This window comes from Nonomuraea turkmeniaca, assembly GCF_005889735.1.
GTDB lineage: Bacteria > Actinomycetota > Actinomycetes > Streptosporangiales > Streptosporangiaceae > Nonomuraea > Nonomuraea turkmeniaca.
Map to the genome: position 1 here is coordinate 25423 of NZ_VCKY01000007.1, position 25954 is coordinate 51376.

Here is a 25954-nt window from a genome sequence, read left to right on the forward strand (position 1 = left end):
GGTTCCTAACGGGGGTCGGCTCCGATGGCGTACTGCATGGCCTCGAACTTCAGCCGGGTCTCCGCCAGCTCGGCGGCGGGGTCGGATTCGGCGACTATCCCGCATCCGGCGTACAGCCGGGCCTGGTGGCCGCTCACCTCGGCGCAGCGCAGGGCGATACCGAGTTCGCCGTTGCCCGCGGCGTCGAGCCACCCCACCGGGCCGGCGTAGCGGTTGCGTCCGGCGGGCTCCAGCTCGCGGATGAGCTCCATGGCCGGTCCTGGGGGAGTGCCGCAGACGGCCGGGGTGGGGTGGAGGGCGGCGGCGACGTCCAGGATGCCGCGGCGTGCCGAAAGCCTGCCGCTGATGGCGGTGGCCAGATGCTGGACGTTCGCGAGAGGGAGAACGTGTGGGTCGGCGTCGGCGTGCAGGTCGGCGCAGAGTTTCTGGAGCGTGTTTCGTACGGAGTCGGCGGCGTGGGCGTGCTCGGCCCGGTCCTTGGCGGAGGAGACGAGGGCGGCGGCCAGGGCCGCGTCCTCCTCCTGGTCCCGCCCCCTCCGGGTGGTGCCGGCCAGGACGAGGGATTCCACGTGGTCGCGGGTACGGCGCACCAGCAGCTCGGGGGTGGCGCCGACCAGCCCGTCGCAGGCGAAGGCGTAGCAGCCGGGAAAGCGGCCGGCGAGTCTGCGCAGCAGCGCCCGGGCGTCGAACGGCTCGGCGGCGAAGGCCGACAACGACCTGGCCAGGACGACCTTGCCGAGCCGGCCGCCGCCGAGCACGGCGAGGGCCTTCTCCACGCAGCGCATCCAGTCCACGGCGCCGGCGTAGTCGTCCTCGTAGGTGACCCCGGCAGGCGACCGGACAGGCATGGCGGGAGTCGGTGGACGCACGCCCACGGTCGTCAGCCAGGCTCGTCCGCTCCGGCGGGCCAGGATCGTCGAGGGCACGATCATGATCGAACCGACGGCTTCGAGGTCGAAGGTGAACGCGCAGAAGGCCACGGGTCCGGAGCCCGGCTCGCCGACGCCGTCCTCGACCTCCATCCGGCCGAAGAGGTCGGTGAGCCGCTCCTGGGCCTCACCGAAGCGGTCCGCCCCGGGCGGGACGGGCACGCGGGCGGCCTCGCCCCAGCCGACGAGGCCTTCGCCGTGCCGTACCCAGGCCAGACCAGAGGGGATGGGGATCCGGGCGATGAGGTCTCCCGGGTCGGGAATCTCGACTGTGCGTGCGATCAAGGTAGCCGCCACAGAAGAGAACGATAACTGTTTTCATAGTTTGCACAAGCCCTTGACGATATGTCCCTCAGATCCTTAGTGTCCGAGGCGGAACGATTATGAAAATCTTTTCCGTTGGCCTGAGGAAGGCGGTCCATGACCACCACCACCCAGCTCATCGCCCAGCTCCAAGGCCTCGGCGTACGCCTCTGGCACGAAGGTGATCAACTGAGGTACCGGGCCCCGGCAGGTGTCATGACCGCGGAGCGGCTGGCCGACCTGCGAGCGCACAAGGCCGGAATCCTCCAGCGCCTCCGGCAGGAGTCCGGGCTGCCGGACGTGCGTCCCGACCCGGCCGCGCGACACGAGCCGTTCCCGCTGACCGACGTGCAGGCGGCGTACCTGCTGGGCAGGAACGACGCCTTCGACTACGGCGAGGTCGCCTGCCACGGCTACATGGAACTGGCCGTCTCGGAGCTGGACGAGCCCCGGCTCGAGGACGCCTGGAACCGGCTGATCGCCCGGCACGACATGCTCCGCGCCGTCATCCACCCCGACGGATACCAGCAGGTCCTGCCCGAGGTGCCCCGGCAGCGCATCCCCGTCACCGGCGACCCGGAGGAGGTCCGGGCGGAGCTGTCCCAGCGGGTCTACCGCACCGACCAGTGGCCGCTGTTCGACCTGCGGGCGACTCCCGGCCGGCTGCACTTCTCCATCGACCTGCTGATCGCCGACTACCTCAGCATCCAGCGGCTGCTCACCGAGCTGGACGAGCTCTACCGGGACCCGGACCGAGAGCGTCCCGAGCTGGAGCTCACCTTCCGCGACTACGTCATGACCGAGCGGTCGACCCGGCAGGCAGGGGCGGACAGGTACGAGCGCGACCGCGACTACTGGTGGAGCCGCCTGGACGACCTGCCTCCCGCCCCCGAGCTGCCCCGCGCGGAGGGGGACGGCGCGGGCTTCGAGCGCCACACCGTCACGATCGACGCCGGCCGTTGGGCGGCGCTGCGCAGGCGGGCCGCCGAGGAGAACCTCACCCCGTCGGCGGCCGTGCTGGCCGGCTACGCCGAAGTCGTCGGCAGGTGGAGCGGCAGCCCCGCCTTCACGCTCAACCTCACACTGCTCAACCGGCTGCCGCTGCATCCGCAGGTGGACGTGCTGGTGGGTGACTTCACCTCTCTCAGCCTGCTGGCCGTGGAGCCGGCGGCGCCAGAGGCCGGCTTCGCCGACCGGGCCCGGGACCTGCAGGCCCGGCTCATGACAGATCTCGACCACCGCACCTGCTCCGGCGTGGAGGTGATGCGCGAGCTGGCCAGGCGGAAGGGCAGGGCCGCGGCCCTCATGCCCGTCGTCTACACCAGCACCATCGGGCTGGACCAGGACGCGGAGGCGCCGCCGCCCGGGAGCCTGCTGGCCGAGCCGCCGGTCGCGGGTCTCAGCCAGACCCCGCAGGTCTGGCTCGACTGCCAGGCCATCGAGCAGCGCGGCATGCTGGTGATCAACTGGGACGTCAGGGCCGGCGTCTTCCCCGACGGGATGATCGAGGACGCGTTTGCCGCGTTCACCGCCCTGCTCGACCGCCTCGCGGCGGGCCTGGGCTGGCACGAACACACACTGGTGCCGCTGCCCGAGCCGCACCGGCAGCGCAGGGAGGCGGCCAACGACACGGCCGCGCCGCTGCCGGACGGACTGCTCCACGAGGCCGTGGTGGCCCAGGCACTGGCCGCGCCCGCTCGGTCCGCCGTCATCACGCCGGACCGCACCCTCACCTTCGGCGGCCTGCTGGCCGAGGCGACCGCCGTGGCCGCGGCGCTCCAGGACGTGACGGGCCAGATCGTCGCGGTCTCGATGCCCAAGTCGGCCGAGCAGGTCAGCGCGGTGCTCGGCGTCCTGCTCGCCGGCGCCGCCTACCTGCCGCTGGACGACGACCTGCCCGCCCGCAGGCGCGAGACCATTCTGCGCGACGCCGGAGCACGTCACGTCCTCACCTGCTCGGGCTCCGGAGCGCAGTGGCCGGATGATGTCCGCGTCATCGAGGTCGACGCCCTGGAGGCCACCGGCCATGAGCCGCCTCCGGCTTCCCGCGCCCACCCTGACGACCTGGCGTACGTGATCTACACCTCTGGCTCCACCGGCGCACCCAAGGGTGTGATGACCAGCCATCGGGCCGCTCTCAACACCGTGCAGGACATCAACCAGCGCTTCGACGTCGGGTACGGCGACCGCGTGCTCGGCCTCGCCGGCCTGGGCTTCGACCTGTCGGTCTACGACATCTTCGGCCCCCTCGCCGTGGGCGGCGCGCTCGTGCTGCCCGATCCCGCCCGACGCGCCGACCCCTCGCACTGGGCCGAGCTGATCGCCCAGCACGCCGTGAGCCTGTGGAACTCGGTGCCCGCCCAGCTCCAGATGCTCCAGCACTACCTGGCCACCACGCCCGCCGTCGAGCTTTTCACCCTGCGGCTCGGGTTGTTGTCCGGCGACTGGATCCCGGTCGGGCTGCCGGGGGCGATCCGCGCCCGGCTGCCGCTGATGGAGCTGGTGAGCCTCGGCGGCGCCACCGAGGCGTCCATCTGGTCGATCGCCTATCCCATCGACGAGGTGCCGGCCGGGTGGCGGAGCATCCCGTACGGCAGGCCGCTGGCCAACCAGACCTTCCACGTCCTGGACGCCCAACTGCGTCCCCGCCCCGAATGGGTGGCCGGCGAGCTGTACATCGGCGGCGCCGGTCTGGCTCAGGGCTACCTCGGGGATCCCGAACGCACCGCCGAGCGCTTCATCGTCCATCCCGAGCTCGGCCGCCTCTACCGCACCGGCGACCACGGCCGCTACCTGCCCTCTGGCGACATCGAGTTCCTCGGCCGGACCGACACCCAGGTGAAGATCCGTGGCCACCGCGTCGAGCTGGGCGAGGTGGAGGCAGTGCTCGCCGAGCACCCCGCCGTCGCCGCGGCGGTCGCGCTGGTCGACGGGGACGACCCGCTGCGGCGCAGGCTGGTGGCCTTCGCCCAGGTGGCCGCAGGCGCGAAGGCAGACGAGACCGAGCGGGCCGCCGTGGCGGACGCGGGGATCGCGGCCGCTGAGAAAGGCCGGGCCGCCGAGGACCTGACCGCGCTGACCGCCTTCGTCGACCTCGCCGACCGTGCCGCGCTGATCGCCATGGCCGCCGCTCTGCGTGGCGCCGGGCTCTTCGCCCACCATCAGGACGCGCACACACTGCCTGACATCGCCGCCATGCTGGCGGTCGCGCCGCAGCACCAGCGGTTGCTGCGCCGCTGGCTCGCGGCGCTGACCGCGGACGGGCTGCTGCACCGCGACGGCGAAGGCCGCTACCACGGCCTGGCCCTGGCCACTCCGGAACTGGTCGAGGAGCGGCTGGCCGTGCTGGACGAGCGCGCCGCCGCCTTCGACTTCGGCGGCGAGCTGGTCACGTATCTGCGGGCCAGCGCGGCCGCGCTGCCGGAGCTGCTGCGCGGCGAGGCCAACCCGCTGGAGCTGATGTTCCCTGGAGCCTCGACCGAGACGGCGCGGGCCGCCTTCCGCGACAACCCGGTGAACCGCTACCTGAACGACGTCCTCGTGGCCGCGGTCACGGCACTCGGCCGGCCGCTGCGGGTCCTCGAGGTCGGCGCCGGCGTCGGCGGCACCAGCGCGGCGCTCATCCCCGCCCTGGCCGAGCTGGATGTGGAGGTGGACTACCTGTTCACCGACGTCTCGCCGTTCTTCCTCAACGACGCCCGCGAGGCGTTCGCCGCCTACCCCTGGGTCCGCTACGGACTGTACGACCTCAACCTCGACCCCCGCGCCCAGGACCTGCAGCCCAACTCCTTCGATCTGATCGTCGCGGGCAACGCCCTGCACCTGGCCAAGGACGCGGCGGCCGCCCTCGCCGCGCTGCGCGAGCTGCTGGCCTCCGGCGGCTGGCTCGCCTTCATCGAAGGCACGGCGGAGAACCTGCCGCTGATGGTGTCCATGGAGTTCACCGAGCAGTTGACCGGCTTCACCGACCTACGGCAGGCGGCCGACCAGACCCTGCTCACCCGCGAGCAGTGGACGGAGCTGATCGAGGAGGCCGGTGGCGAGCTCACTCTGGCCGCCGCCCTCACCGGCGAGGGGCGGTCGCTCCTCGGTCAGCACGTCTTCGTCGCGAGATTCAAGGCCGATCGGACGCCGGTGACCGTGCCGGAGCTGGAGGAGCACCTGCGGGCACGGCTGCCGGAGCACATGGCGCCCGCGCACCTGCAACTGCTGGACGCCCTCCCGCTGACCGCCAACGGCAAGATCGACCGCGCCACGCTGCTCGGCTGGGCCACCAGACCGGACGAGGACGAGGCGTCCGCCCCGGCCGCCGAGCCGCTCGACGAACTGGAGGCGCGCCTGATCGTCCTATGGGGCGAGGTGCTCGGCCACGGGCGGCTGGGCCGGGGCGACGACTTCTTCGTCTCGGGCGGCGACTCGCTGCTGCTGGCCCGGCTGGTCGGGCAGATGATCGAACGGGAACCGCTGGCCGCGGGACACGACTTCGGCGCCGTGCTCGGGCAGGTGTTGCGCCGGCCCACGGTCGCGGCCATGGCGGCGTACCTGCGGTCAACGCCCGGCGAGGCGGGAGCCGAGTACTCCCCGCTGCTCACCCTCAACGAGGGCGACGGCGTTTCCACCGTGCTGGTGCACGAGGGAACCGGCTCGCTCGCCCCGTACCGGGGGCTGGTCACCGCGCTCACCACCGCCACGCCCGGCCTGCGCCTGCTCGGACTGGAGCCCGGCCACGCCGGCGGCTACGCCGGGCTGGACGCCGACGGGCTCATCGAGCGCCTGGCCGGCGAGCACGCGCAGCGGCTCATCGACGCGGGGATCGACCGGGTGCGGCTGGTCGGCTACTGCATGGGCGGGCTGATCGCGACCGAGACCGCCAGGATCCTCACCGAGGCGGGCGTCACCGTCGACGCCCTCACGGTCATCAGCTCCTACCGGGTCCCGTACGAGGTCGAGGACGACCTCGTCATCGAGTACGCCTTCGCCAGGGTCCTCGGCGCCGACCTCGCCGCGCTCGGCTACCCGACCGACGACCGGCTCATGGCCGCGGCGATGGAGACAGCCGTGGCCGGCACGGGACGGTTGCCCGACGGCGCCATCGCCGCGCTCAACGACCGGTTCGCCGACCTCGCCGCCGGCTTCCGCCGCCTGGGGGAGCGGCGCCGGTCCGAGCGCCTGGCGGCGATCGTCGCGGCCATGCCGGCCGGGCGGTTCCCGGTGGACGAGGGCTATCTGGAGACGATGTACCAGGTGTTCCGGCACAACCTGCGCGCCATCGCCCGCTTCCGACCCGACCCGTACGCCGGCGACATCACGCTCCTCAGGGACGGCGGGCTCGTCCAGCTCCTGCCGCCCATGCAGGAGGAGATGACCGCGTACTGGCAGGAGGTCTGCCTGGGCGAGCTGCGCATCGTGGACATCCCCGGCGACCACTTCACCTGCATGTCGTCCCCGCACGTGGAAACCGTCGGCCGCATCCTCGGCCAGGAGTGGAGCCCGGGAGTGAGCACTGATGAGTGAGCCGCTGGTCGGAGTCATCGGCGCGACCGGCACCGCCGGACGGGCGGCCGTGGCCGCACTGACCGACCTGACCCTGTGGGACGCCGCCGGTCCGCCGCCTCGCCTGCGCCTGGGCAGCCGCAAGCGCGAGGCGGCGGACCGGCTGGCCGGACAGGCCGGCCACGGGGCGCAGGCGGCACAGGTCGACATCACCGACGAGGCGTCCCTGCGGTCCTTCAGCCAGGGCTGCGATGTCGTGCTCACCTGCGCCGGGCCGTCGTTCGTCTTCGGCGACCGCGTGGCCAGGGCCGTCCTGTCGGCGGGCGCCGACTTCGCGGACGTGTCCGGATACGACCCGGTCCACGCCCGGCTCAGCGCGCTCGACCCGCCCGCGTTCGGACGGACTGCGGTGCTGTCAGCCGGGATCTACCCGGGGCTGTCCACGCTGCTGCCGCGCTGGCTGGCCCGGCAGGGCTTCGACAAGCCGACCGCGCTCACCGTCCACCTGGGCGGGCTGGAGGCCGCACCCGAGGGATCGGCCGCCGACCTCGTGCTCAGCCTGCGCGACGGAGCGGTCTGGGGCTCCTCCGGCTCCGGGATGGCGGCCTGGCGGGACGGCCGCAGGGCCGACCACGTGTTACGCGCCGTCCCGGACACCGAGCTGCCCTTCTACCCCGACCGGGTCTCGCTCCAGCCCTTCCTGAGCCGGGAGGCCGAGCGGCTCGCCACCGACCTGGGGCTGGTGACGCTCGACTGGTACAACGTGTTCGCCGGCAGCCAGACCCGCATGGCCTTCACCCGGATGCGCACCGGCCAGCCCGCCACCGAGACGGAGCTGGCCGAGGCCACCCAGGCCGTCATGCGCGCCTCCATGCTCGACCTCAGCGGGCGCGAGCCGTACTACCTCATGGTCTACCGCATGGACGGCCTCGCCGGCGGCGTGCCCGTCACCCGCACCGCCGTGCTGCGCACCCGCGACACCTACCAGGTGACCGGCATGGTGGGCGCCCTGGCCGTGCGGACCCTGCTGGCGGGCACGCTGCCGCCCGGCGCTCACTACGCCGGCGACGCGCTCGACCCGGAGACAGCCGTCGCCGCGGCCCGCCGCCTGCCCGCGGTCGGCACGCTGGAGGTCATCGAGGCGGGCGCGGACTTCGAGGCCGGGACGCTGTGACCGGCACGCTCCGGGTGGTGGTCTGCGGCAGCGGCTTCGGCCAGGTTTACCTCAAGGGCGTGCTGGCCGCCGAAGGGTTCGAACTGGCCGGGATCCTGGCACGAGGCAGCGACCGCTCCCGGGCGCTGGCCCGGCGGTGGGGCGTGCCGCTGCACCAACGCCTTCCCGAGGACGTCGACGTGGCCTGCGTCGTGGTACGCCCCACCCATGCGGGCACCGAGCTGGCGCTGGAGTTCCTGCGCCGCGGCGTCCACGTGCTCCACGAGCAGCCGATCAGCGGTGACGAGCTCGCCCGCTGCCTGCGCGAGGCCCGGCGGGCCGGAGCGGCCTACCTGCTCAACTCCTTCTACGTTCACTTGGAGCCGATCCGGTCCTTCGTGGCGGCCGCGAGGGCGCTGACCGCCAGGCGGCAGGTGCTGTTCGCCGACGCCGCGTGTGCCGTGCAGGTGGCCTACCCCATGGTGGACATCCTCGGCCAGGCGCTGGGTCGGCTGCGGCCGTGGTCGCTCGCGGACCTGGCGCCGCTGCCCGCGCCAGGCGGGCCGTTCCGCAGTCTGCACGGCACGCTCGCGGGCGTGCCGCTCACGCTGCGCGTGCAGAACCAGCTCCACCACAAGGACCCCGACAACCACGCCCACTTCCTGCACCGGGTGGCGATCGGCACCGACGCCGGGGTGCTGACGCTGGCCGACACGCACGGCCCCGTCCTGTGGAGCCCTCGCCTGCACGCGCCCCGCGACGCCGACGGCAACCTGGTGCTGGACGGGTCGGCCGCACCGCCGCTGACCGCCACCGTCCCCCTCGGCCCGCCCGGCGGCGACTCCTTCGCCCACCTCATGGACGCTGTCTGGCCCGGCGGCGTCGCCCACGCACTGGCGCGACTACGGGAGGCCATTCAGGGAACGGCCGACACGATGCGCACCGGCCAGTACCATCTGGCCACCTGCCGGCTCTGGGAGGAGCTGACCCGCAAGCTCGGCCCGCCCGACCTCGTCGATCTGCCCGAGCCCAGGCCGCTGCCGGTGGAGGAGCTGACATGAGCCGGGCGGTGCGGCGGTTCGAGCCGCGCCCGCGCGCCTCGACGCGGCTGTTCTGTTTCCCGCACGCCGGCGGGGCCGCCAGCGGCTACCGGGCCTGGGTTCCACTGCTGCCGCAGGACGTCGAACTGGTCGCGCTCCAATATCCGGGCCGGGAGGACCGGCTGGCCGATCCGCTGGAGAGCACCATGGCCGGGCTGGTGGCCCAGCTCGCCGACGCGGTCGAGCCGCTGCTCGATCGGCCGTACACGTTCTTCGGGCACAGCATGGGCGCCGCCGTCGCCTACGAGGTGGCGCTGGAGCTGCGGCGCAGGCACGCGCCCCGGCCGGTGCGCCTGTTCGCCTCCGGCCACGAAGGACCCGGCCGCGCGCGCGGCGGAACCGTGCACCTCAGCGACGACGCGTCGCTCGCCGCGGAACTGGCCAGGCTCGGCGGATCGGGCTCGCACCTGCTCGACGACCCGGAGCTGCGGGCCCTGATGCTGCCGATCATCCGCAACGACTACCGGCTGATCGAGACCTACCGCCCGGCCACCGCCCCGCCGCTGGACTGCCCCATCACGGCCCTGCGCGGCACGAGCGACCACGACGTCACCGACGCCGACGCCCGCGCCTGGGCCGAGGTCACGACCGCCGGCTGTGAGGCGCTGGCCCTGCCCGGAGGGCACTTCTACCTGCTGCCCGAACGCGAGCGGCTGGTCCGGGCCGTCGTGGCGCGCCTCCACCCCGACCACCAGAGGAGTCCCATGACCACCACCGAAGCCAACCCCTTCACCGAGGACTTCCGCGACGACTACATGTACGTCGCCGAGATCTACGACCTGCTGTCCGGCTCCCACTGGGAGCAGATCCGCCACCACCTCGTCGGCGCGCTCGCGGACGTCGACCCCTCCTACGGGCCCGTGGTGGACCTCGGCGCGGGCACCGGCCAGGCCACCCACGTCGTCGGCGCCACGCTGCCCGATGCGCGGATCATCGCCACCGAGCCGTCCTCCGCCATGCGCATCGCTCTGATCAACAAGCTCGCCAACAACCCTGATCTCAAACGCCGCGTCACCGTGCTGCCCTCGCTGGCCCAGCACGCCGAGCTGCCCGATCGCATCAGCGCCGTGACCGCTTTCGGCATGATGGGCTATCTCACCGAGGCCGACCGCAAGGAGCTGTTCAGGAAGCTCGCCGAACGGATGCCGCCGGGCGCGCCCATCGTCATGGAGCTGATGGCGCTGTCCTCTCCCCAGGAGATGGTCCCGGCGAGGATCGCCCGCGAGCAGCTCGGCGAGCACACCTACGAGGTGTGGATGCGCGGCGAGCCCGGCGGGCCCGGAACCATGCGCTACGCCTCCAGCTTCACCGTCACCCGCGCCGGCAAGGTCGTGAAGCGGATGTACGTCGAGCAGGAGTGGTTCACGTTCGGCATCGAGGAGCTGGAGGCCGAGTCGGGGATGCGCGGCCACAAGCTCACCAACGAGATCATCGTCCTGACCCGCTGAGGGAGACCACGCCGTGCCCCTGACCTTGGAGATCGTCCGCAACACCGTGGCCGACCTGCTGCAGCGCGATCCAGGCGAGATAGGCGACCATGACAACCTGATCCGCTGCGGGATGGACTCGATCACGGCCATGCGCCTGGCCGGCCGCTGGCGGCGGGCCGGCGTACGGCTCGACGTTGCCGAGCTGGCCGAGACACCCACCATCGGCCACTGGTGGTCGCTCATCTCCGCCCGCCAAGGGCAGCCACTCGAGGCGGCCGTCGAGGTGAAGGTGGACGAGGGCGTGCCGTTCCCGCTCACACCCGTGCAGCATGCGTACTGGATCGGGCGGCGCGAGGGCCAGGTGCTCGGCAACGTCGGCTGCCACGCCTACATCGAGTTCGACGGGCTGGGCGTGGCGCCCGAGCGGCTCCAACGCGCCGTGCGTGCCCTGGTCCACCGCCACGCCCAGCTGCGCACCCGTTTCCTCGACGACGGCACCCAGCAAGCCCTCCCGCCCGATGACCCGGCGGTGTGGTCGCGGCTCACGGTCCACGACCTGACCTCCCTGGACGCGGCCGGGGCGGAGAGCGCGCTGCTGGAGCTGCGCGAGACCCTGTCGCACCGGCTGCTCGACGCCGCACACGGCGAGGTCTTCGACGTACGGCTGTCGCTGCTGCCCGGCGGCGCCACCCGCATCCACTTCGAACTGGACCTGCTGGTCGCCGACGTGCTCAGCCTGCGCATGATCCTCACCGAGCTGGCCGCGCTCTACGCCGACCCGCACGCCCCGCTGCCGCCCATCGACTACAGCTTCCAGCGCTACCTGGCCGAGCAGGACGTCCTGCGGGCGGAGGCGCGGGCGCGCGACCGTGCGTACTGGCAGGAACGCCTGGCCGACCTGCCCGGCGGCCCGCAGCTCCCGCTCGCCGTGCCGCCGGAGTCGGTCACTGGTCCGCGTTTCGTCCGTCGCAGCCACTGGCTGTCCGCCGAGGAATGGGAGCGGCTCGAACGCCGGGCCAGGGAGCACGGCCTCACCCCTTCCACCGTGCTGGCCGCCGCCTACGCCGAAGTGCTCGCCGCCTGGAGCGCCACACCGCGCTTCCTGCTCAACCTGCCCTTGTTCGACCGGCACGATCTCCATCCTTCCGTCGGTCACCTGGTGGCCGACTTCACCAGCCTCGTCCTGCTGGAAGTGGACGCCTCCGAGTCGTTGCCGTTCGCCGAGCTGGCCCGCCGCATCCAGGCCCGCCTGCACGCCGACCTCGCGCACACCGATTACTCGGGGATCGAGGTGCTGCGTGACCTGACCCGCGCCCACCCCGGCTCGCCGCCCACCGCCCCTGTCGTCTTCGCCGGCAACCTCGACGGTGAGCTGGTCGATCCCGTCTTCCGGCGGGAGCTGGGCGAGCTCGGCTGGATGATCTCCCAGACGCCGCAGGTGTGGCTCGACTACCAGATGGTGTTGCACGACGGGCGCCTCGTGATCTGCTGGGACGCGGTTGCGGAGCTGTTCCCGGCGGGCGTGCTGGACGCGATGTTCGCCGCCCATGGGCGGTTGCTGGAATGGCTGGGATCGGCGGACTGGGCTGAGCCTGTGCCGTCGCTGGTGCCCGAGCCTCAGGTGGTCGTGCGGGAGCGGGTGAACGACACGACCGGGCCGGCACCCGGGCGGTTGTTGCATGAGGGGTTCTTCGCGCAGGATCCGGAGCGGGTGGCTCTGGTGTGGGATGGCGGTTCGTTGTCGTATGGCGAGCTGGCCGACCGGGTGTTGCGGGTGGCCGGATGGTTGCGGTCTCGCGGGGTGCGGCCGGGGGATCCGGTGGGCGTCGTGCTGCCCAAGGGACCCGAGCAGGTGACGGCCGTCCTCGGGGTGCTGGCCGCCGGGGGTGTGTATGTGCCGGTCGGGGTGGATCAGCCTGCCGCCCGCCGGGAGCGGATCTTGTCACGAGCCGGCGTCGAGGTGGTGCTGACCGAGCTCTCGCTCGGTGAGCGGCTGAGCGAGCCCGTGCAGGTGGACCCCGAGCAGCCGGCTTATGTGATCTTCACGTCCGGCTCGACCGGAGAGCCGAAAGGGGTGCAGGTCAGCCACCGGGCGGCGGTCAACACCATCGAGGATGTCGTGCGTCGCTTCGGTCTGGGCCAAGAGGATCGGGTGCTGGCGGTGTCGGCGCTCGACTTCGACCTGTCGGTGTTCGACATCTTCGGCTTGCTGTCGGTGGGTGGCGCGGTGGTGCTCATCGGCGAGGACGAGCGGCGCGACGCTGAGCGCTGGGCGCAACTGGTGGCGGACCATCAGGTGACGGTGTGGAATTCGGTGCCCGCACTGCTGGACATGCTGCTGACCGCCGGGGGAGGCGGCGGCCTGCGGCTGGCGCTGGTGTCCGGCGACTGGGTAGGCCTGGATCTGGCGCCGCGGCTGGCCGATGAGGCGCCGGAAGCGCGGTTGATCGCCTTGGGCGGGGCGACCGAGGCGGCGATCTGGTCGAACTACTGCCGGGTTCCTGCCGAGGTGCCCGCGCATTGGCGGTCGGTGCCCTATGGGAAGCCGCTGGGCAACCAGCGCTTCCGGGTGGTTGACGCCCGAGGGCGAGACTGCCCGGACTGGGTGGCGGGCGAGTTGTGGATCGGCGGTCTGGGGGTGGCCGATGGCTACCGGGGTGATCCGGAGCAGACGGCCGAGCGGTTTCTGACGGTCGAGGGGGTGCGCTGGTATCGCACCGGGGATCTGGGCCGGTACTGGCCGGACGGGACGTTGGAGTTCCTGGGCCGGGCCGACGCTCAGGTGAAGATCCGTGGTCACCGGATCGAGCTGGGCGAGGTCGAGGCGGCTCTGCAGGCCGAGGTGGCGCAGGCTGTCGTCGTGGCCTCGGCGGATCGGCGGCGGTTGCTGGCCGCCGTGGCATCCGACGACGTGGATGCGGAAGCGCTGCGTGCGGGGTTGGCCGAGCGCTTGCCTCCATACATGATCCCGGATCGGCTGGTGTCGATGGCGGCGTTGCCGTTGACGGCCAACGGGAAGATCGACCGCAACGCCGTGCGCGCCCTGCTGGAGGAGACAGAGGAGGCGAGGGCGTTCGTCCCACCGCAGGGGTCGGTGGAGGAGACGGTCGCTGCCGTCTGGCGCGAACTCCTCCACGCCGAGCGGGTCGGGCGTGACGACGACTTCTTCTTCCTCGGCGGGGACAGCCTGATCGCCACTCGCCTCGTCACCCGCCTACGCGAGATGGGCTTGGCGAACGCGACGCTGGCCAAGCTGTTCCGCACGCCGGTGCTGGCCGACTTCGCCGCAGGGCTCGCGCTCACCGGCGACGAACGGGCCGAGACATATCCGGCGATCATGGCCGATCACGCGAACCGCTACGAGCCTTTCCCCCTCACCGAGATCCAGCGGGCGTACTGGCTCGGTCGCGCGGCCGGACTGCCCCTGGGCGGCGTGGGCACCACGTTCTACCTGGAGCTGGCCGGAGCCGACATCGACCCGCCGCGTCTGGAAGAGGCGTTGAACCGGCTGATCCAACGTCACGAGATGCTGCGGGCCGTCATCGGCGACGACGGCCGCCAGCGGATCCTCCCCGAGGTTCCCCGCTTGCGGATCCCCGTAGAGGAGGCTTCCGACGCCGTCACCGCCTCGGCACGTCTGGAGGGCGCACTCGCTCGGCGTGTGTTCGACCTCGGCCGGTGGCCGCTGATCGACGTCCGGGTGGTACGCCACAGCGAGGGCGTGCGGCTCGGGATCACCCTGGACTACAGCGTGTTCGACGCGCTCAGTGGCCAACTGCTGCTCTCCGAGCTGGCCACCCTCTACGCGGACATGGAGGCGGAGCTGCCGCCTGTGGGCGTGTCGTTCCGTGACTACGTGCTGAGTTCGGTTCATGAATCGGCGGCGCGGGAGAGGGCGGAGGAGTACTGGCGGGACCGGCTCGACGAGCTGCCCCCGGCTCCGCAACTGCCCTTGGCCGTCGATCCGGCGACCATTGCCAAGCCGGTATTCGTCCGGAGACGGCACACCGTTCCGGCCGGTCGCTGGGCACGGATCAAGGAGCAGGCCAGGCGGCACGGCGTCACCCCGTCGGTGGTGCTGCTGACCTGCTACGTCGAAGTGCTCGCTGCCTGGTCCGGGCGTGATGACCTCACCGTCAACCTCACCCTCTTCGACCGCCCGGCCTCCGGCCATCCTGATATCGGGAACATTCTCGGCGACTTCACCTCTCTGCTGCTGCTCGCCAACCGTCCCGACCCCGGAGAGACCTGGCTGGCCGCTGCTCGACGCCTGCAGGAGCAACTCGCCGAGGACCTGGAGCATCGCGCCGTCTCCGGGCTTTGGGTGCTGAGGGAGCTCGCCCGCCGGTCGGGCTCGGCGCGATCGGATATGCCCGTGGTCTTCACCAGCACCCTCGGCCTGGACGACGACCTCTCCAGGCGGCTGCCCGACGGCTTTCCCCAGATCGTGAACGGGCTGTCGCAGACGCCGCAGGTGTGGCTCGATCACCAGGTGATGGAGCTGGGCGGGGAGCTGGTGCTGTGCTGGGACGCGGTGGAGGAGCTGTTCCCGGCAAGTGTGCTGGACGCGATGTTCGCCGCCTATCAGCGGTTACTGGAACGGCTGGGGGAGGGGAACTGGTCGCAGCCGGTGCCGTCGTTGCTGCCCGGGTCGCAGCATGCGGTGCGAGAGCTGGTGAACGCAACGGTCGGCCCGGTGTCGGGGCGGTTGTTGCACGAGGGGTTCTTCGCGCAGGATCCGGAGCGGGTGGCTCTGGTGTGGGACGGCGGCTCGTTGACCTACGGCGAGCTGGCCGACCGGGCGTTGCGGGTGGCCGGGCGGTTGCGCTCTCGCGGGGTCGGTCCTGGCACGCCGGTCGGGGTGGTGCTGCCCAAGGGACCCGAGCAGGTGACCGCGGTCTTGGGCGTGCTCGCCGCGGGAGGCATGTATGTGCCGGTGGGGGTGGATCAGCCTGCCGCTCGCCGGGAACGGATCTTGGCGCGGGCCGGCGTCGAGGAGATGCTGACCGAGCTCGCGTTCGGCGAGCGGCTGAGCGAGCCCGTCAAAGTGCACCCCGAGCAGGCGGCCTACGTCATCTTCACCTCCGGCTCGACGGGAGAGCCGAAGGGCGTGCAGGTCAGCCACCAAGCGGCCGTGAACACGATCGAGGACGTGATCCGCAGGTTCGACATGGACGAGCAGGATCGGGTGCTGGCGGTATCGGCGCTGGACTTCGACCTGTCGGTGTTCGACATCTTCGGACTGCTGTCGGTGGGCGGCGCGGTGGTGCTCATCGAGGAGGACGAGCGACGCGACGCCGAGCGCTGGGCGCAGTTGGTGGCCGAGCACGGCGTGACCGTGTGGAATTCGGTGCCCGCGCTGCTGGACATGCTGCTCACCTCGGGAGGAGGTGCCGGGTTGCGGATCGCGCTCGTGTCCGGCGACTGGGTGGGGCCGGATCTGGCGCCCCGGCTGGGCGAGCAGACGCACCTCATCGCGCTGGGCGGGGCGACCGAGGCGGCGATCTGGTCCAACTACTGCCGGGTTCCTGCCAAGGTGCCCGCGCACTGGCGGTCGGTGCCCTATGGGAAGCCGCTGACCAACCAGCGCTTCCGCGTGGTCGACAGCCGAGGACGGGACTGCCCTGACTGGGTGACGGGGGAGTTGTGGATCGGCGGCCTCGGCGTCGCCGACGGCTACCGGGGCGATCCCCAGCAAACCGCCGAGCGGTTCGTGACCGTAGAGGGAGTGCGCTGGTATCGGACGGGGGACTTGGGCCGGTACTGGCCGGATGGGACGTTGGAGTTCCTGGGCCGGGCCGACGCTCAGGTGAAGATCCGCGGTCACCGGATCGAGCTGGGCGAGGTCGAGGCGGCTCTGCAAGCCCACCCGCACGTCGGCCAAGTCGTCGCCGTGACCTCGGCCGACCGGCGCCACCTCCTCGCCGCCGTCACCGAGTCGATCCCCCGAGCCGCCGCCGAGGCGACGCCGCGGCCCGCCGGCCCGAAGCCACAAGAGCTGCCGGAGACATGGGAACTCGAATCCCGGTTGGCCGAAGCGCTCCTGACCGGGCTCCTCGCCGACGAGTTCGGAATCACGCCCACCATCGAGGCCGCACTGGCCCGGAACGGCGTCGACGAGGTCAACCGGCCGATCGCGGACGTGTGGCTGCGGTGGCTGGAGCGGTGGGACGTGGTCCAGGCCACCCCGACCGGTCACGTGCCCGGCCCGCGGTTCGACCACTGCCGTGACGCCTCCATCTGGGCCGACCTCATGGACCGCGCGGAGGGGACGCACCTGGCCCTGATCGCCGGCCGCCTCGCCGAGCGCCGAGGGGACCTGGCCGCGATGCTGCGCGGGGACCGAGAACCCCTCACGCTGCTGGACGACCCGGTGCTGTCCCCGGAGGGACAGGCGGCGCTCCGGCCGGAGACCGCGACGACCCTGCAAGTCATCGCCGGACGGCTCGCGGCTCTCGCCGCCGAACTCGGCCGACCACTGCGGGTCGCCGAGCTGGGCGCGCGGACCGGCCGCACCGCGTGCCGCATCCTGGACGCCATTCCGCCCGGCTCTGTCCACTACACGCTGCTCGACGAGTCCCCGGTGCTGCTGGACGCCGCGAAGGAGCGGCTGTCCGGCACCCCGCACCCGGTCGGGTACGCCCAGGCGCCGACCGGCACCGTGCCCGCCCCACTGCGGCACGCCTTCGATGTGGTGATCGCGGCCGCTTCCCTGCACCGATACCCCTCCGTCGCCGCGGGCGTGGAACTCGCCTCGCTGCTCCTGGCCCCCGGCGGGCTCCTGTACGCCTGGGAGCTCACGGAGCCGGCCCCGCTCACCCTTCAGACGATCAGCCTGCTGGAGCGCGGCTTCGACCGGCTGGACCGGGAACGAAGGCGGCGGCGCAGCCCGCTGCTCGACGCCGACCGGTGGCGGGACGTGCTGACCGCAGCGCACTTCGATCACATAGCCGTCCTGCCGCAGGGGCCGTTCTCGGTGCTGCTGCGTGCCGCCCGCCCGGCCACGCGGCCCGTCGCCGACCCCGACGAGGTCCGTACGTGGCTGCGCGGCCGGATTCCTGGGTACCTCGTCCCTGACCGCGTGGAGGTCGTTCCCTTCCTGCCGCTCACCGGCAACGGCAAGGTCGATCGGCGGGCCGTGCAGCGGCTGCTGGACACCGGCGGCGGGGCCGGCGGCTCCGCCACCCCGCCGCAGGGTCCGCTCGAAGGGGTCGTCGCGGCGACCTGGAGCGAGGTGCTCGGCGGTGGCGAGGTGAGCCGTGACGCCGACTTCTTCATGCTGGGCGGCGACAGCCTGGCCGCGACCCGGGTGGTCGCGCGGCTCCGGGAGGCCGGGGTCGGCGGTGTCACGATCGGGCGGCTGTTCAGCTCTCCCGTGCTGGCCGATTTCGCGGCAGGCCTGTCCATGGACGGCTCCCACACGGCGGCCCTGACGCTGCCCGCCGACCCCGAGCACCGCCATGACCCGTTCCCGCTCACCGAAGTGCAGCAGGCGTACTGGCTGGGGAGGCAGGTGGACTACACGCTCGGCGGTGTCGGCTCGCACTGCTACTTCGAGTTCGAGGGAGACGGCATCGACGTCGGGCGCCTGGAGGAGGCGTTCAACCGGCTCGTCCGGCGGCACGAGATGCTGCGCGCGGTCGTCACCGGCGACGGGCGGCAGCGGATCCTGCCCGGGGTGCCCCGCTTCGTCATCCCCGTGGCCGACGTCCTGGATGACCGGTTCGACCAGGCGCGGGCCGATCTCCGCACGGAGATGTCCCACCAGGTAGTGGACCTCGCCCGGTGGCCGCTGCTGGACGTCCGTGCGGTCCGGGCCGCCGACGGGCGCGTGTGCTTCGGGCTCAGCCTCGACAACTTCGTCTTCGACGGGTTGAGCATGATGATCGTCCTGTCCGAGGCCGCTCGTCTCTACGACGACCCGGAGGCCGAGCTGCCGCCCGTCGGGATGTCGTTCCGCGACTACGTGCTCAACTCCGCTCCCGATCCGGCCGCGCGGGAGAGGGCCGAGGACTACTGGCGGGAGCGGCTGGACGAGCTGCCGCCGGCTCCGCAGCTGCCCCTGGCCGTCGATCCGGCCACCGTCACCCGGCCGGCCTTCGTCCGCAGGCGGCACACCATGCCTGCGGACCGCTGGTCACGCATCAAGCAGCGGGCCAGGCGACACGGGCTGACCCCCTCGGCAGTGCTGCTGACCTGCTACGCCGAGGTGCTCGCGGCCTGGAGTGGGCGCTCCGACGTGACCGTCAACCTCACCCTCTTCGACCGGCCCGCGCCGGGACAGCCGGGCGGCCACCCGGACATCGCCCGGGTCATCGGCGACTTCACCTCCCTGCTCCTGGTCGGCCATCGGCCCGAGCCGGGCGGCGGGTGGCTCGACGCGGCCCAGGCGCTGCAGCGCCGGCTCGGCCACGACCTGGAACACCGCGACGTGTCCGCGGTGTGGGTGCTGCGGGAGCTGGCCCGCCGCTCCCAGGGCGCCTCCGTCGGCATGCCGGTCGTCTTCACCAGCGCCCTGGGACTCGACGACGACCTGTTCGACCGCGCGTTCCAGGCTCCCTGGCGGGAGAGCTGGTCGGTGTCGCAGACGCCGCAGGTGTGGCTGGATCACCAGGTGATGGAGCTGGGCGGAGAGCTGGTGCTGTGCTGGGACGCGGTCGAGGAGCTGTTCCCGGCGGGCGTGCTGGACGCGATGTTCGCCGCCTACCAGCGGTTGCTGGGCTGGCTGGACGTGACGGACTGGGCTGAGCCTGTGCCGTCGTTGGTACCCGAGTCTCAGGTGGCCGTGCGGGAGCGGGTGAACGACACGGCTGCGCCGGTGCCGGGCCGTCTGTTGCACGAAGGGTTCTTCGCGCAGGATCCGGGGCGCGTGGCGCTGGTGTGGGACGGCGGCTCGTTGACCTACGGCGAGCTGGCCGATCGCGCGTTGCGCGTGGCCGGGTGGTTGCGCTCTCGCGGGGTCGGTCCTGGCACGCCGGTCGGGGTGATGCTGCCCAAGGGGCCCGAGCAGGTGACCGCTGTGCTGGGCGTGCTGGCCGCCGGGGGCATGTACGTGCCGGTCGGGATCGACCAGCCTGCCGCTCGCCGGGAACGGATCCTGGCGCGGGCCGGGGCGCAGGTGGTGCTGACCGAGCTGATCTTCGGCGAGCCACTCGACGAGCCCGTGAAGGCGGATCCCGGGACAGCGGCTTATGTGATCTTCACCTCGGGTTCCACCGGAGAGCCGAAGGGAGTGCAGGTCAGCCACCGGGCGGCGGTCAACACCATCGAGGATGTCGTGCGTCGCTTCGATCTGGGCCAGGACGATCGGGTGCTGGCGGTGTCGGCGCTGGACTTCGACCTGTCCGTGTTCGACATCTTCGGGCTGCTCAACATCGGGGGCGCCGTCGTGCTGATCGGCGAGGAGGAACGGCGCGATGCCCACCGGTGGGCGCAATTGGTGGCGGGCCACCAGGTGACGGTGTGGAATTCGGTGCCCGCACTGCTGGACATGCTGCTGACCGCCGGGGGAGGCGCCGGGTTGCGGCTGGCGCTGGTGTCGGGCGACTGGGTGGGGTTGGATCTGGCGCCCCGGCTGAGGGCCGGGGCGCAGCTCATCGCGCTGGGTGGGGCGACCGAGGCGGCGATCTGGTCGAACTGCTGCCCGGTCCCTGTTCAGCCGCCCGCGCATTGGCGGTCGGTGCCCTATGGGAGGCCTCTGGCCAACCAGCGCTTCCGCGTGGTCGGTGCCCGCGGCCGTGACTGCCCGGACTGGGTGACGGGGGAGTTGTGGATCGGCGGCCTCGGCGTCGCCGACGGCTATCGAGGCGATCCGGAGCAGACCGCTCAGCGATTCGTGACCGTGGCGGGCGAGCGCTGGTATCGCACCGGTGACCTGGGCCGCTACTGGCCCGACGGGACCTTGGAGTTCCAGGGCCGGGCCGACGCCCAAGTGAAGATCCGCGGTCACCGGATCGAGCTGGGCGAGGTCGAGGCGGCTCTGCAGGCGGAGGCGGCGCAGGCTGTCGTCGTGGCCTCGGCGGATCGGCGGCGGTTGCTGGCCGCCGTGGTGCCCGAAGACACCGATGCGGACGCGGTACGGGCCAGGCTGGCCGAGCGGTTGCCCGCCTACATGATCCCGGACCCGGTGGTGCCCATGGCCGCACTGCCGTTGACGGCCAACGGCAAGATCGACCGCAACGCCGTGCGGACCCTGCTGGAGACCGGCGACGAGCTCGGGGACGACCCGCCGCAGGGCCCCGCCGAGATCGCGCTGGCGGCGATCTGGGCCGAGCTGCTGGATGTCCCCGCCGTGCCCAGGAACGCCGGATTCTTCGCACTCGGCGGCGATTCGCTGGTCGCGACACGGCTGGTGGAAGCGGTACGGCGGCGCCTCGGCGCCGAGCTGACCGTGCGGCAGGTGTTCGCCACCCCCACCATCGCGGCGATGGCCGCACAGATCACCACGGAAACCGGCGAAGCGTGGGAGGAAGGCGCGATATGAGCGGTACGGACTGGACACCCTGGCCCGAGGAGTTCGCGGAACGCTACCGCAAGGAGGGACTCTGGGCGGGGCGGCCCTTCGGGGAGTCGCTCACGCATTGGGCCGAGGAACGGGGCGCGAGGACCGCCGTGGTGGCGCCCGACCACCGGTGGAGCTACGCGGATCTGGACCGCAGAGCCGATCGGCTGGCGGCGGGCCTGCACCGGGCGGGGATCAGAGCCGGGGACCACGTGGTGGTGCAGCTGCCCAACCTGGCGGAGTTCGTGGCGTTGCTGTTCGCGCTGTTCCGTCTGGGCGCGCTGCCGGTGATCGCGTTGCCGGCGCACCGGCGCAGCGAGATCCGCTATTTCTGCGAGTTCACCGAGGCGGTCGCGCTCTTCGTCCCGGACGTGCACCAAGGCTTCGACCACCGCGAGCTGGCCGCCGAGATGCTGGCCGGCGTGCCGTCAATGCGGCACGTCTTCGTGGCCGGGGACCCTGGCTCGTTCACGGCGCTGGCCGACGTGGACGCCGACCCCGTGCCGCTGCCGGCCCGCGACCCGGGCGAGCCGGCCCTGCTCCTGCTGTCGGGCGGCACCACGGGCGTGCCCAAGCTGGTGCCGCGCACCCACGACGACTGGTACTACAGCGGCCGCGCGGTCGCCGAGGCCTGCGACTACGACAGCTCCACGGTTCACCTCGTCACGTTGCCGATCGCGCACAACTGGACGCTCACCCACGGCCTGATGGCCACGTTCCATGCCGGCGGGACGCTCGTGCTCGCGCCGAGCGCGGACCCTGACGTGGCCTTCCCGATCATCGCCGGGGAACGGGTCACCGACACCGGCATGGTGCCCGGCGTGGCGCTGCTGTGGATCGAGGCGACCGAGTGGACCGACGACGACCTGTCCAGCCTGCGCCAGGTCACCATCGGCGGCACCAAGCTCAACCCCGAGCTGGCCAAGCGGGTGGAGCCCGCTCTGGGCTGCCGCCTGCAGCAGGCGTTCGGCATGGCGGAAGGGCTGTGCGGCTTCCACCGCGGCACCGATCCGCAGGACATCAGGCTCCTCAGCCAGGGCCTTCCGGTCTCGCCGCTGGACGAGCTGCGCGTCGTTGACTCCGCCGACCGCGACGTGCCGCCGGGCGAGGCGGGCGAGTTGCTGGCGCGCGGCCCGTACACCATCCGCGGCTACTACCGCGCACCCGACCACAACGCGCGGGCTTTCTCCAGCGACGGCTTCTACCGGACCGGCGACGTGGTACGGCTCCTGCCCACCGGCCACGTCGTCTTCGAAGGCCGGGTCAAGGACCAGATCAACCGGGGCGGCGACAAGATCGCGGCCGAGGAGCTGGAGAACCACCTGCTGGCCCACCCGCAGGTCCGCGACGTGGCCGTGGTCGGCCTGCCCGACGAAGTGCTCGGCGAACGCATCTGCGCATGCGTGATCCCCAAGGGTGACCAGCCGGCTCTGGACGACCTGGTGGACTTCCTCGTCGAGCGTGGCGTCGCCCCGTACAAGCTGCCCGACCGCCTGGAGCTGATGGAGTCCTTCCCGCTGACCGGCCTCGGCAAGGTCAGCAAGAAGGACCTCGTCGCCCGGCTCAGCTAGCGGCCAGACGCCAGCCGGCGGCCCGCTTGCGCTCGTCCCAGAAACGGGCGTACCGGCCACCGCCGGCCAGCAACTCCCCATGAGTGCCCAGCTCGGCGATGCGGCCGCCGTCCAGCACCGCGATCTGGTCGGCGGCCGCCACGGTGGACAGCCGATGCGCGATCACCAGCACCGTGCGGTCACGCGCCAGCTCGGCGATCGCCGCGCTCACCGCGACCTCGTTCTCGGCGTCGAGGGCGGCCGTCGCCTCGTCGAGCAGCACGATCGGCGCGTCCTTGAGCACCGCCCTGGCGATGGAGACCCGCTGGCGCTCCCCGCCGGACAGCCGCGAGCCGCCCTCGCCGACCCGGGTCTCCCAGCCGGCACCGAGCCGGGCCACCACCTCGTCCAGCCGCGCGGCCTCGGCGGCGCGCCGGACCTCGGCGTCGGTGGCGTCGGGGCGGCCGAGCCGGACGTTCTCCTCGATGGTGCCGTCGAACAGGTAGACGTCCTGGAAGACCAGCGCGAGCCGGCTCATGAGGTCGGCCGTGGGCAGCTCCCGCACGTCGACGCCGCCGATCCGGACCGCGCCGGAGTCCACGTCCCAGAAACGGGCGACCAGGCGGGTGACGGTGGTCTTGCCCGCGCCCGACGGCCCGACCAGCGCCGTCACCGTGCCGGGCGGGCAGCGCAGCGTGAAGCCGTCGAGGACGCGGCGCTCGCCGTAGCCGAAGCTGACGTCGTCAAGCTCCACGGTGGCGTCGGCCGGGATTGGACCTTCGGAGACGGTGGGCAGTGGCTTTGCGTGCATGACCTCGCCGATGGCGTCGAGGGAGACGCGCGCGATCCGGAACATGCCGCCCAGATCGCCCGCCTGGATCAGCGGCTCCACGAAACGCGCGGCCAGGATCAGCACCGCGATGGCGTCGGGGACGCGCAGCGAGCCGCCGAGCGCGAGGTAGGTGCCCATCACCATGATGGTCGCGAAGCCCAGCTCCACGACCAGCACGTACACGCCGAACGGGCGGCTGGCCCGGCCGAGCTTGTGCAGGTAGGCGTCGCGGTGCCCGGCCAGCGCCCGGTCCAGCGTGGTCCACCCCTCCTCGGTACGTCCCGCGGCCCGCAGGACCTGCTGCGCCTGGGCGAACTCCACCACCCGGTCGGTCACCTCGGCATGCGCGTGGTCCTCGGGGCCGTGCGTGTCGCGCAGCACCCGGCTCACCCACGCGAACACCGCCAGCGCCACCGGCGCCGTGACCACCAAGGCCAGCCCCATCCGCCAGTCCACGAAGAACGTCACCACGATCACGGTGACCGGGGTGGCCACCGCCATGACGATCTGCTGCAGCAGCGTCGACGGGATGCCGGTGACGTCCTGCACGGACGTGGAGGTCAGGCGGGCCAGCCGTCCCGCGCGCCCGGCGGTGAACCACCCGAGCGGCAGCCGCACGACGTGCTCACCGATGCGGCGCGCGAGCCGGTCGCCGATGCGCTCGATGCCGACGACGTACCCGGTGTTGGCGGCGTGCCACAACAGCAGCGCCGACAGCACCGCGCAGCCCGCCGCCACGGCCAGCCACGGCAGCGCACCGCCGGTGTCCCCGGACAGGAGGGCTCGCAGCAGCGGCAGCAGGGCCGCGAACACGCCGCCCTGCGCGACGCCGGCGAGGGCGAACCACACGATCTGGCCCCGCATGCCGCTGGAGGAGCCCATCAGCTCCTCGGCAGTGCCGATCATCAGCCGGTTCCTGCTCATGCCTTGACCTCCGTGTTCTGCGCCCGCCACAGCCGCGCGTAAAGGCCGTCCGCCGCGAGCAGGCCCTCGTGCCTGCCCCGCTCGACGATCCGGCCCGAGTCGAGAACGAGGATCTGGTCGGCCCCGGCGATCGTGTGCAGCCGGTGCGCGATCACCATGACGGTACGGCCCGCGGCCAGCTCCGACAGCGCCTCCTGGATGGCCGCCTCGCTCTCCGCGTCGGCGTGCGCGGTCGCCTCGTCCAGCACCACCACCGGGGCGTCCTGGAGGATCGCCCGGGCGATCGTGACGCGCTGCCGCTCGCCGCCCGACAGGCCGCCGCCGTCGGAGCCGAGCACGGTGTCGTACCCGTCCGGCAGTGCCATGATCACGTCGTGGACGCGGGCGGCCTTGGCGGCGGCCTCCACCTCCGCGTCCGTGGCGTCCGGCCGGCCCAGCCGGATGTTGTCCCGCACGCTCTCACGTAGCAGGACCACGTCCTGGAAGACGATCGCGACGCGGCTCAGCAGCTCCCGGCTCGGGATGTCCCGCACGTCCACCCCGCCCAGGGTTATCGCGCCGCCGTCGGGGTCCCAGAAGCGGGGCAGCAGCCTGGCCATGGTCGTCTTGCCCGACCCCGACGGCCCCACCAGGGCCGTCACGGTGCCGGGGGCGAGCACCGCGCTGACGCCGTCCAGCGCGGGCGGCGCGTCCGGCGCGTACGAGAAACGCACGTCGTCGAAGACCACGCGCCCGTCGGCGGGCCGCCGCGGCTCGGCCGGCTCCGCCAGCGGCAGCAGGCCCAGGAGCCGGTCCACGTGCGTGGCGCCGAGCTGCCCCTGGCGCAGCATGTTGGCCGCCGACCCGACCTGCAGGTACGGCCCCGGCAGGCCCACGCCGACCGCGAGGAACGGCAGCAGATCCGCGGGCGGCAGCCAGCCGGCCGCCACGAAAGCGGTGCCGCTGGCCAGGATCCACACCAGCATGGTGGCCGGGGCCAGCCCGATGTTCATCGCCGTGGCGGGCCTGCCCATCGCCGCCGTCCACGCCAGGCACCGCTGCGTCAGCGTGGTGACCGCCTCGTCGAAGCGCTGGGACGCCCGGGCCCGCCCCCCGTACGTCTTGACCACCTCGATGCCGTCCACGAGCTCCACCGTGGCTTTGGCCAGCTCCGCCTGCGCCCGGTTGTAGGTCCCCATGTGGGCCTGGTAACCGCGCTTGAGCATGGGCGACACGACCGCCAGCACCGCCGCGACGAAGCCGAGCAGCGCCAGGGTCATCCGCCAGTCCACCAGCAGCAGGTACACGATCCCGACCAGCGGCGCCACCACCGCGCTCGTCATGTCGCTCAGCGCGTGGGACACCAGGTGATGCATCCCCTTGATGTCGTCGGAGACGGCCTTCTTCACCTCGCCCGAGCCGTGGTCACCGAACCAGCCCAACGGCAGCCGTCCCAGATGGCGGGCCAGGCGGCTGCGGATGCCGTACTCGAAGTGGCCGTTGGCGACGTGGCAGACCGAGGCGGAGGCCCCCATGAAGAAGGCACGCAGCACCGCCCCACCGGCACCCGCGATCGCCCACGGCCACACCGCGCCACCGGACAGCAGCGCCCGCCCGACCTCGGCCACCGCGATGAACGGCACCATGGCGAACAGCGCCCCGACGCCGGCCAGCGTCATCCCGAGGACCAGGCGGCCGCGTACCGGCCGCAGCATCTCCGCCAGCGCACCAGGGCGTACCAGCGCGTCGTCGTCGGCCAT

Annotated in this window: 9 protein-coding genes; 6 read left to right on the forward strand and 3 right to left on the reverse strand. The window is 72.3% G+C overall.

The features are described 5' to 3' along the window. Positions 1–5: 5 nt before the first annotated feature. On the reverse strand, positions 6–1214 hold the full coding sequence (locus ETD86_RS03330; RefSeq protein ID WP_211369801.1) for an isochorismate synthase: 1209 nt from the start codon (positions 1212–1214) through the stop codon (positions 6–8). Positions 1215–1349: 135 nt separating this feature from the next. Between ETD86_RS03330 and ETD86_RS03335 the strand changes: the two genes are divergently transcribed. The 6 genes from ETD86_RS03335 to ETD86_RS03360 are packed head-to-tail and all read left to right on the forward strand — an operon-like array spanning position 1350 to position 22480. Further along, complete coding sequence (locus ETD86_RS03335; protein WP_138664588.1) at positions 1350–6746, forward strand: amino acid adenylation domain-containing protein; 5397 nt, start codon at positions 1350–1352, stop codon at positions 6744–6746. Further along, on the forward strand, positions 6739–7899 hold the full coding sequence (locus ETD86_RS03340) for a saccharopine dehydrogenase family protein (RefSeq protein ID WP_138664589.1): 1161 nt from the start codon (positions 6739–6741) through the stop codon (positions 7897–7899). Before ETD86_RS03335 ends, ETD86_RS03340 begins: the two co-directional genes overlap by 8 nt. After that, positions 7896–8939, forward strand: a complete 1044-nt coding sequence (locus ETD86_RS03345) for a Gfo/Idh/MocA family oxidoreductase (protein ID WP_138664590.1) — start codon at positions 7896–7898, stop codon at positions 8937–8939. The genes ETD86_RS03340 and ETD86_RS03345 overlap by 4 nt, the downstream gene beginning before the upstream one ends. Then, positions 8936–10426, forward strand: a complete 1491-nt coding sequence (locus ETD86_RS03350) for an alpha/beta fold hydrolase (RefSeq protein ID WP_138664591.1) — start codon at positions 8936–8938, stop codon at positions 10424–10426. Before ETD86_RS03345 ends, ETD86_RS03350 begins: the two co-directional genes overlap by 4 nt. A gap of 13 nt (positions 10427–10439) precedes the next feature. After that, positions 10440–20891: a non-ribosomal peptide synthetase gene (locus ETD86_RS57860; RefSeq protein WP_138664592.1), complete on the forward strand. Its 10452-nt coding sequence runs from the start codon at positions 10440–10442 to the stop codon at positions 20889–20891. Continuing rightward, complete coding sequence (locus ETD86_RS03360; protein ID WP_138664593.1) at positions 20888–22480, forward strand: (2,3-dihydroxybenzoyl)adenylate synthase; 1593 nt, start codon at positions 20888–20890, stop codon at positions 22478–22480. The genes ETD86_RS57860 and ETD86_RS03360 overlap by 4 nt, the downstream gene beginning before the upstream one ends. Here the strand turns inward: ETD86_RS03360 and ETD86_RS03365 are convergent. Beyond that, positions 22473–24215 carry an ABC transporter ATP-binding protein gene (locus tag ETD86_RS03365; protein ID WP_211369802.1) on the reverse strand — a complete coding sequence of 581 codons (1743 nt, stop codon included), beginning with the start codon at positions 24213–24215 and terminating at the stop codon, positions 22473–22475. The two genes, ETD86_RS03360 and ETD86_RS03365, sit on opposite strands and share 8 nt — an antisense overlap. Then, complete coding sequence (locus ETD86_RS03370; protein WP_211369803.1) at positions 24212–25954, reverse strand: ABC transporter ATP-binding protein; 1743 nt, start codon at positions 25952–25954, stop codon at positions 24212–24214. Before ETD86_RS03370 ends, ETD86_RS03365 begins: the two co-directional genes overlap by 4 nt.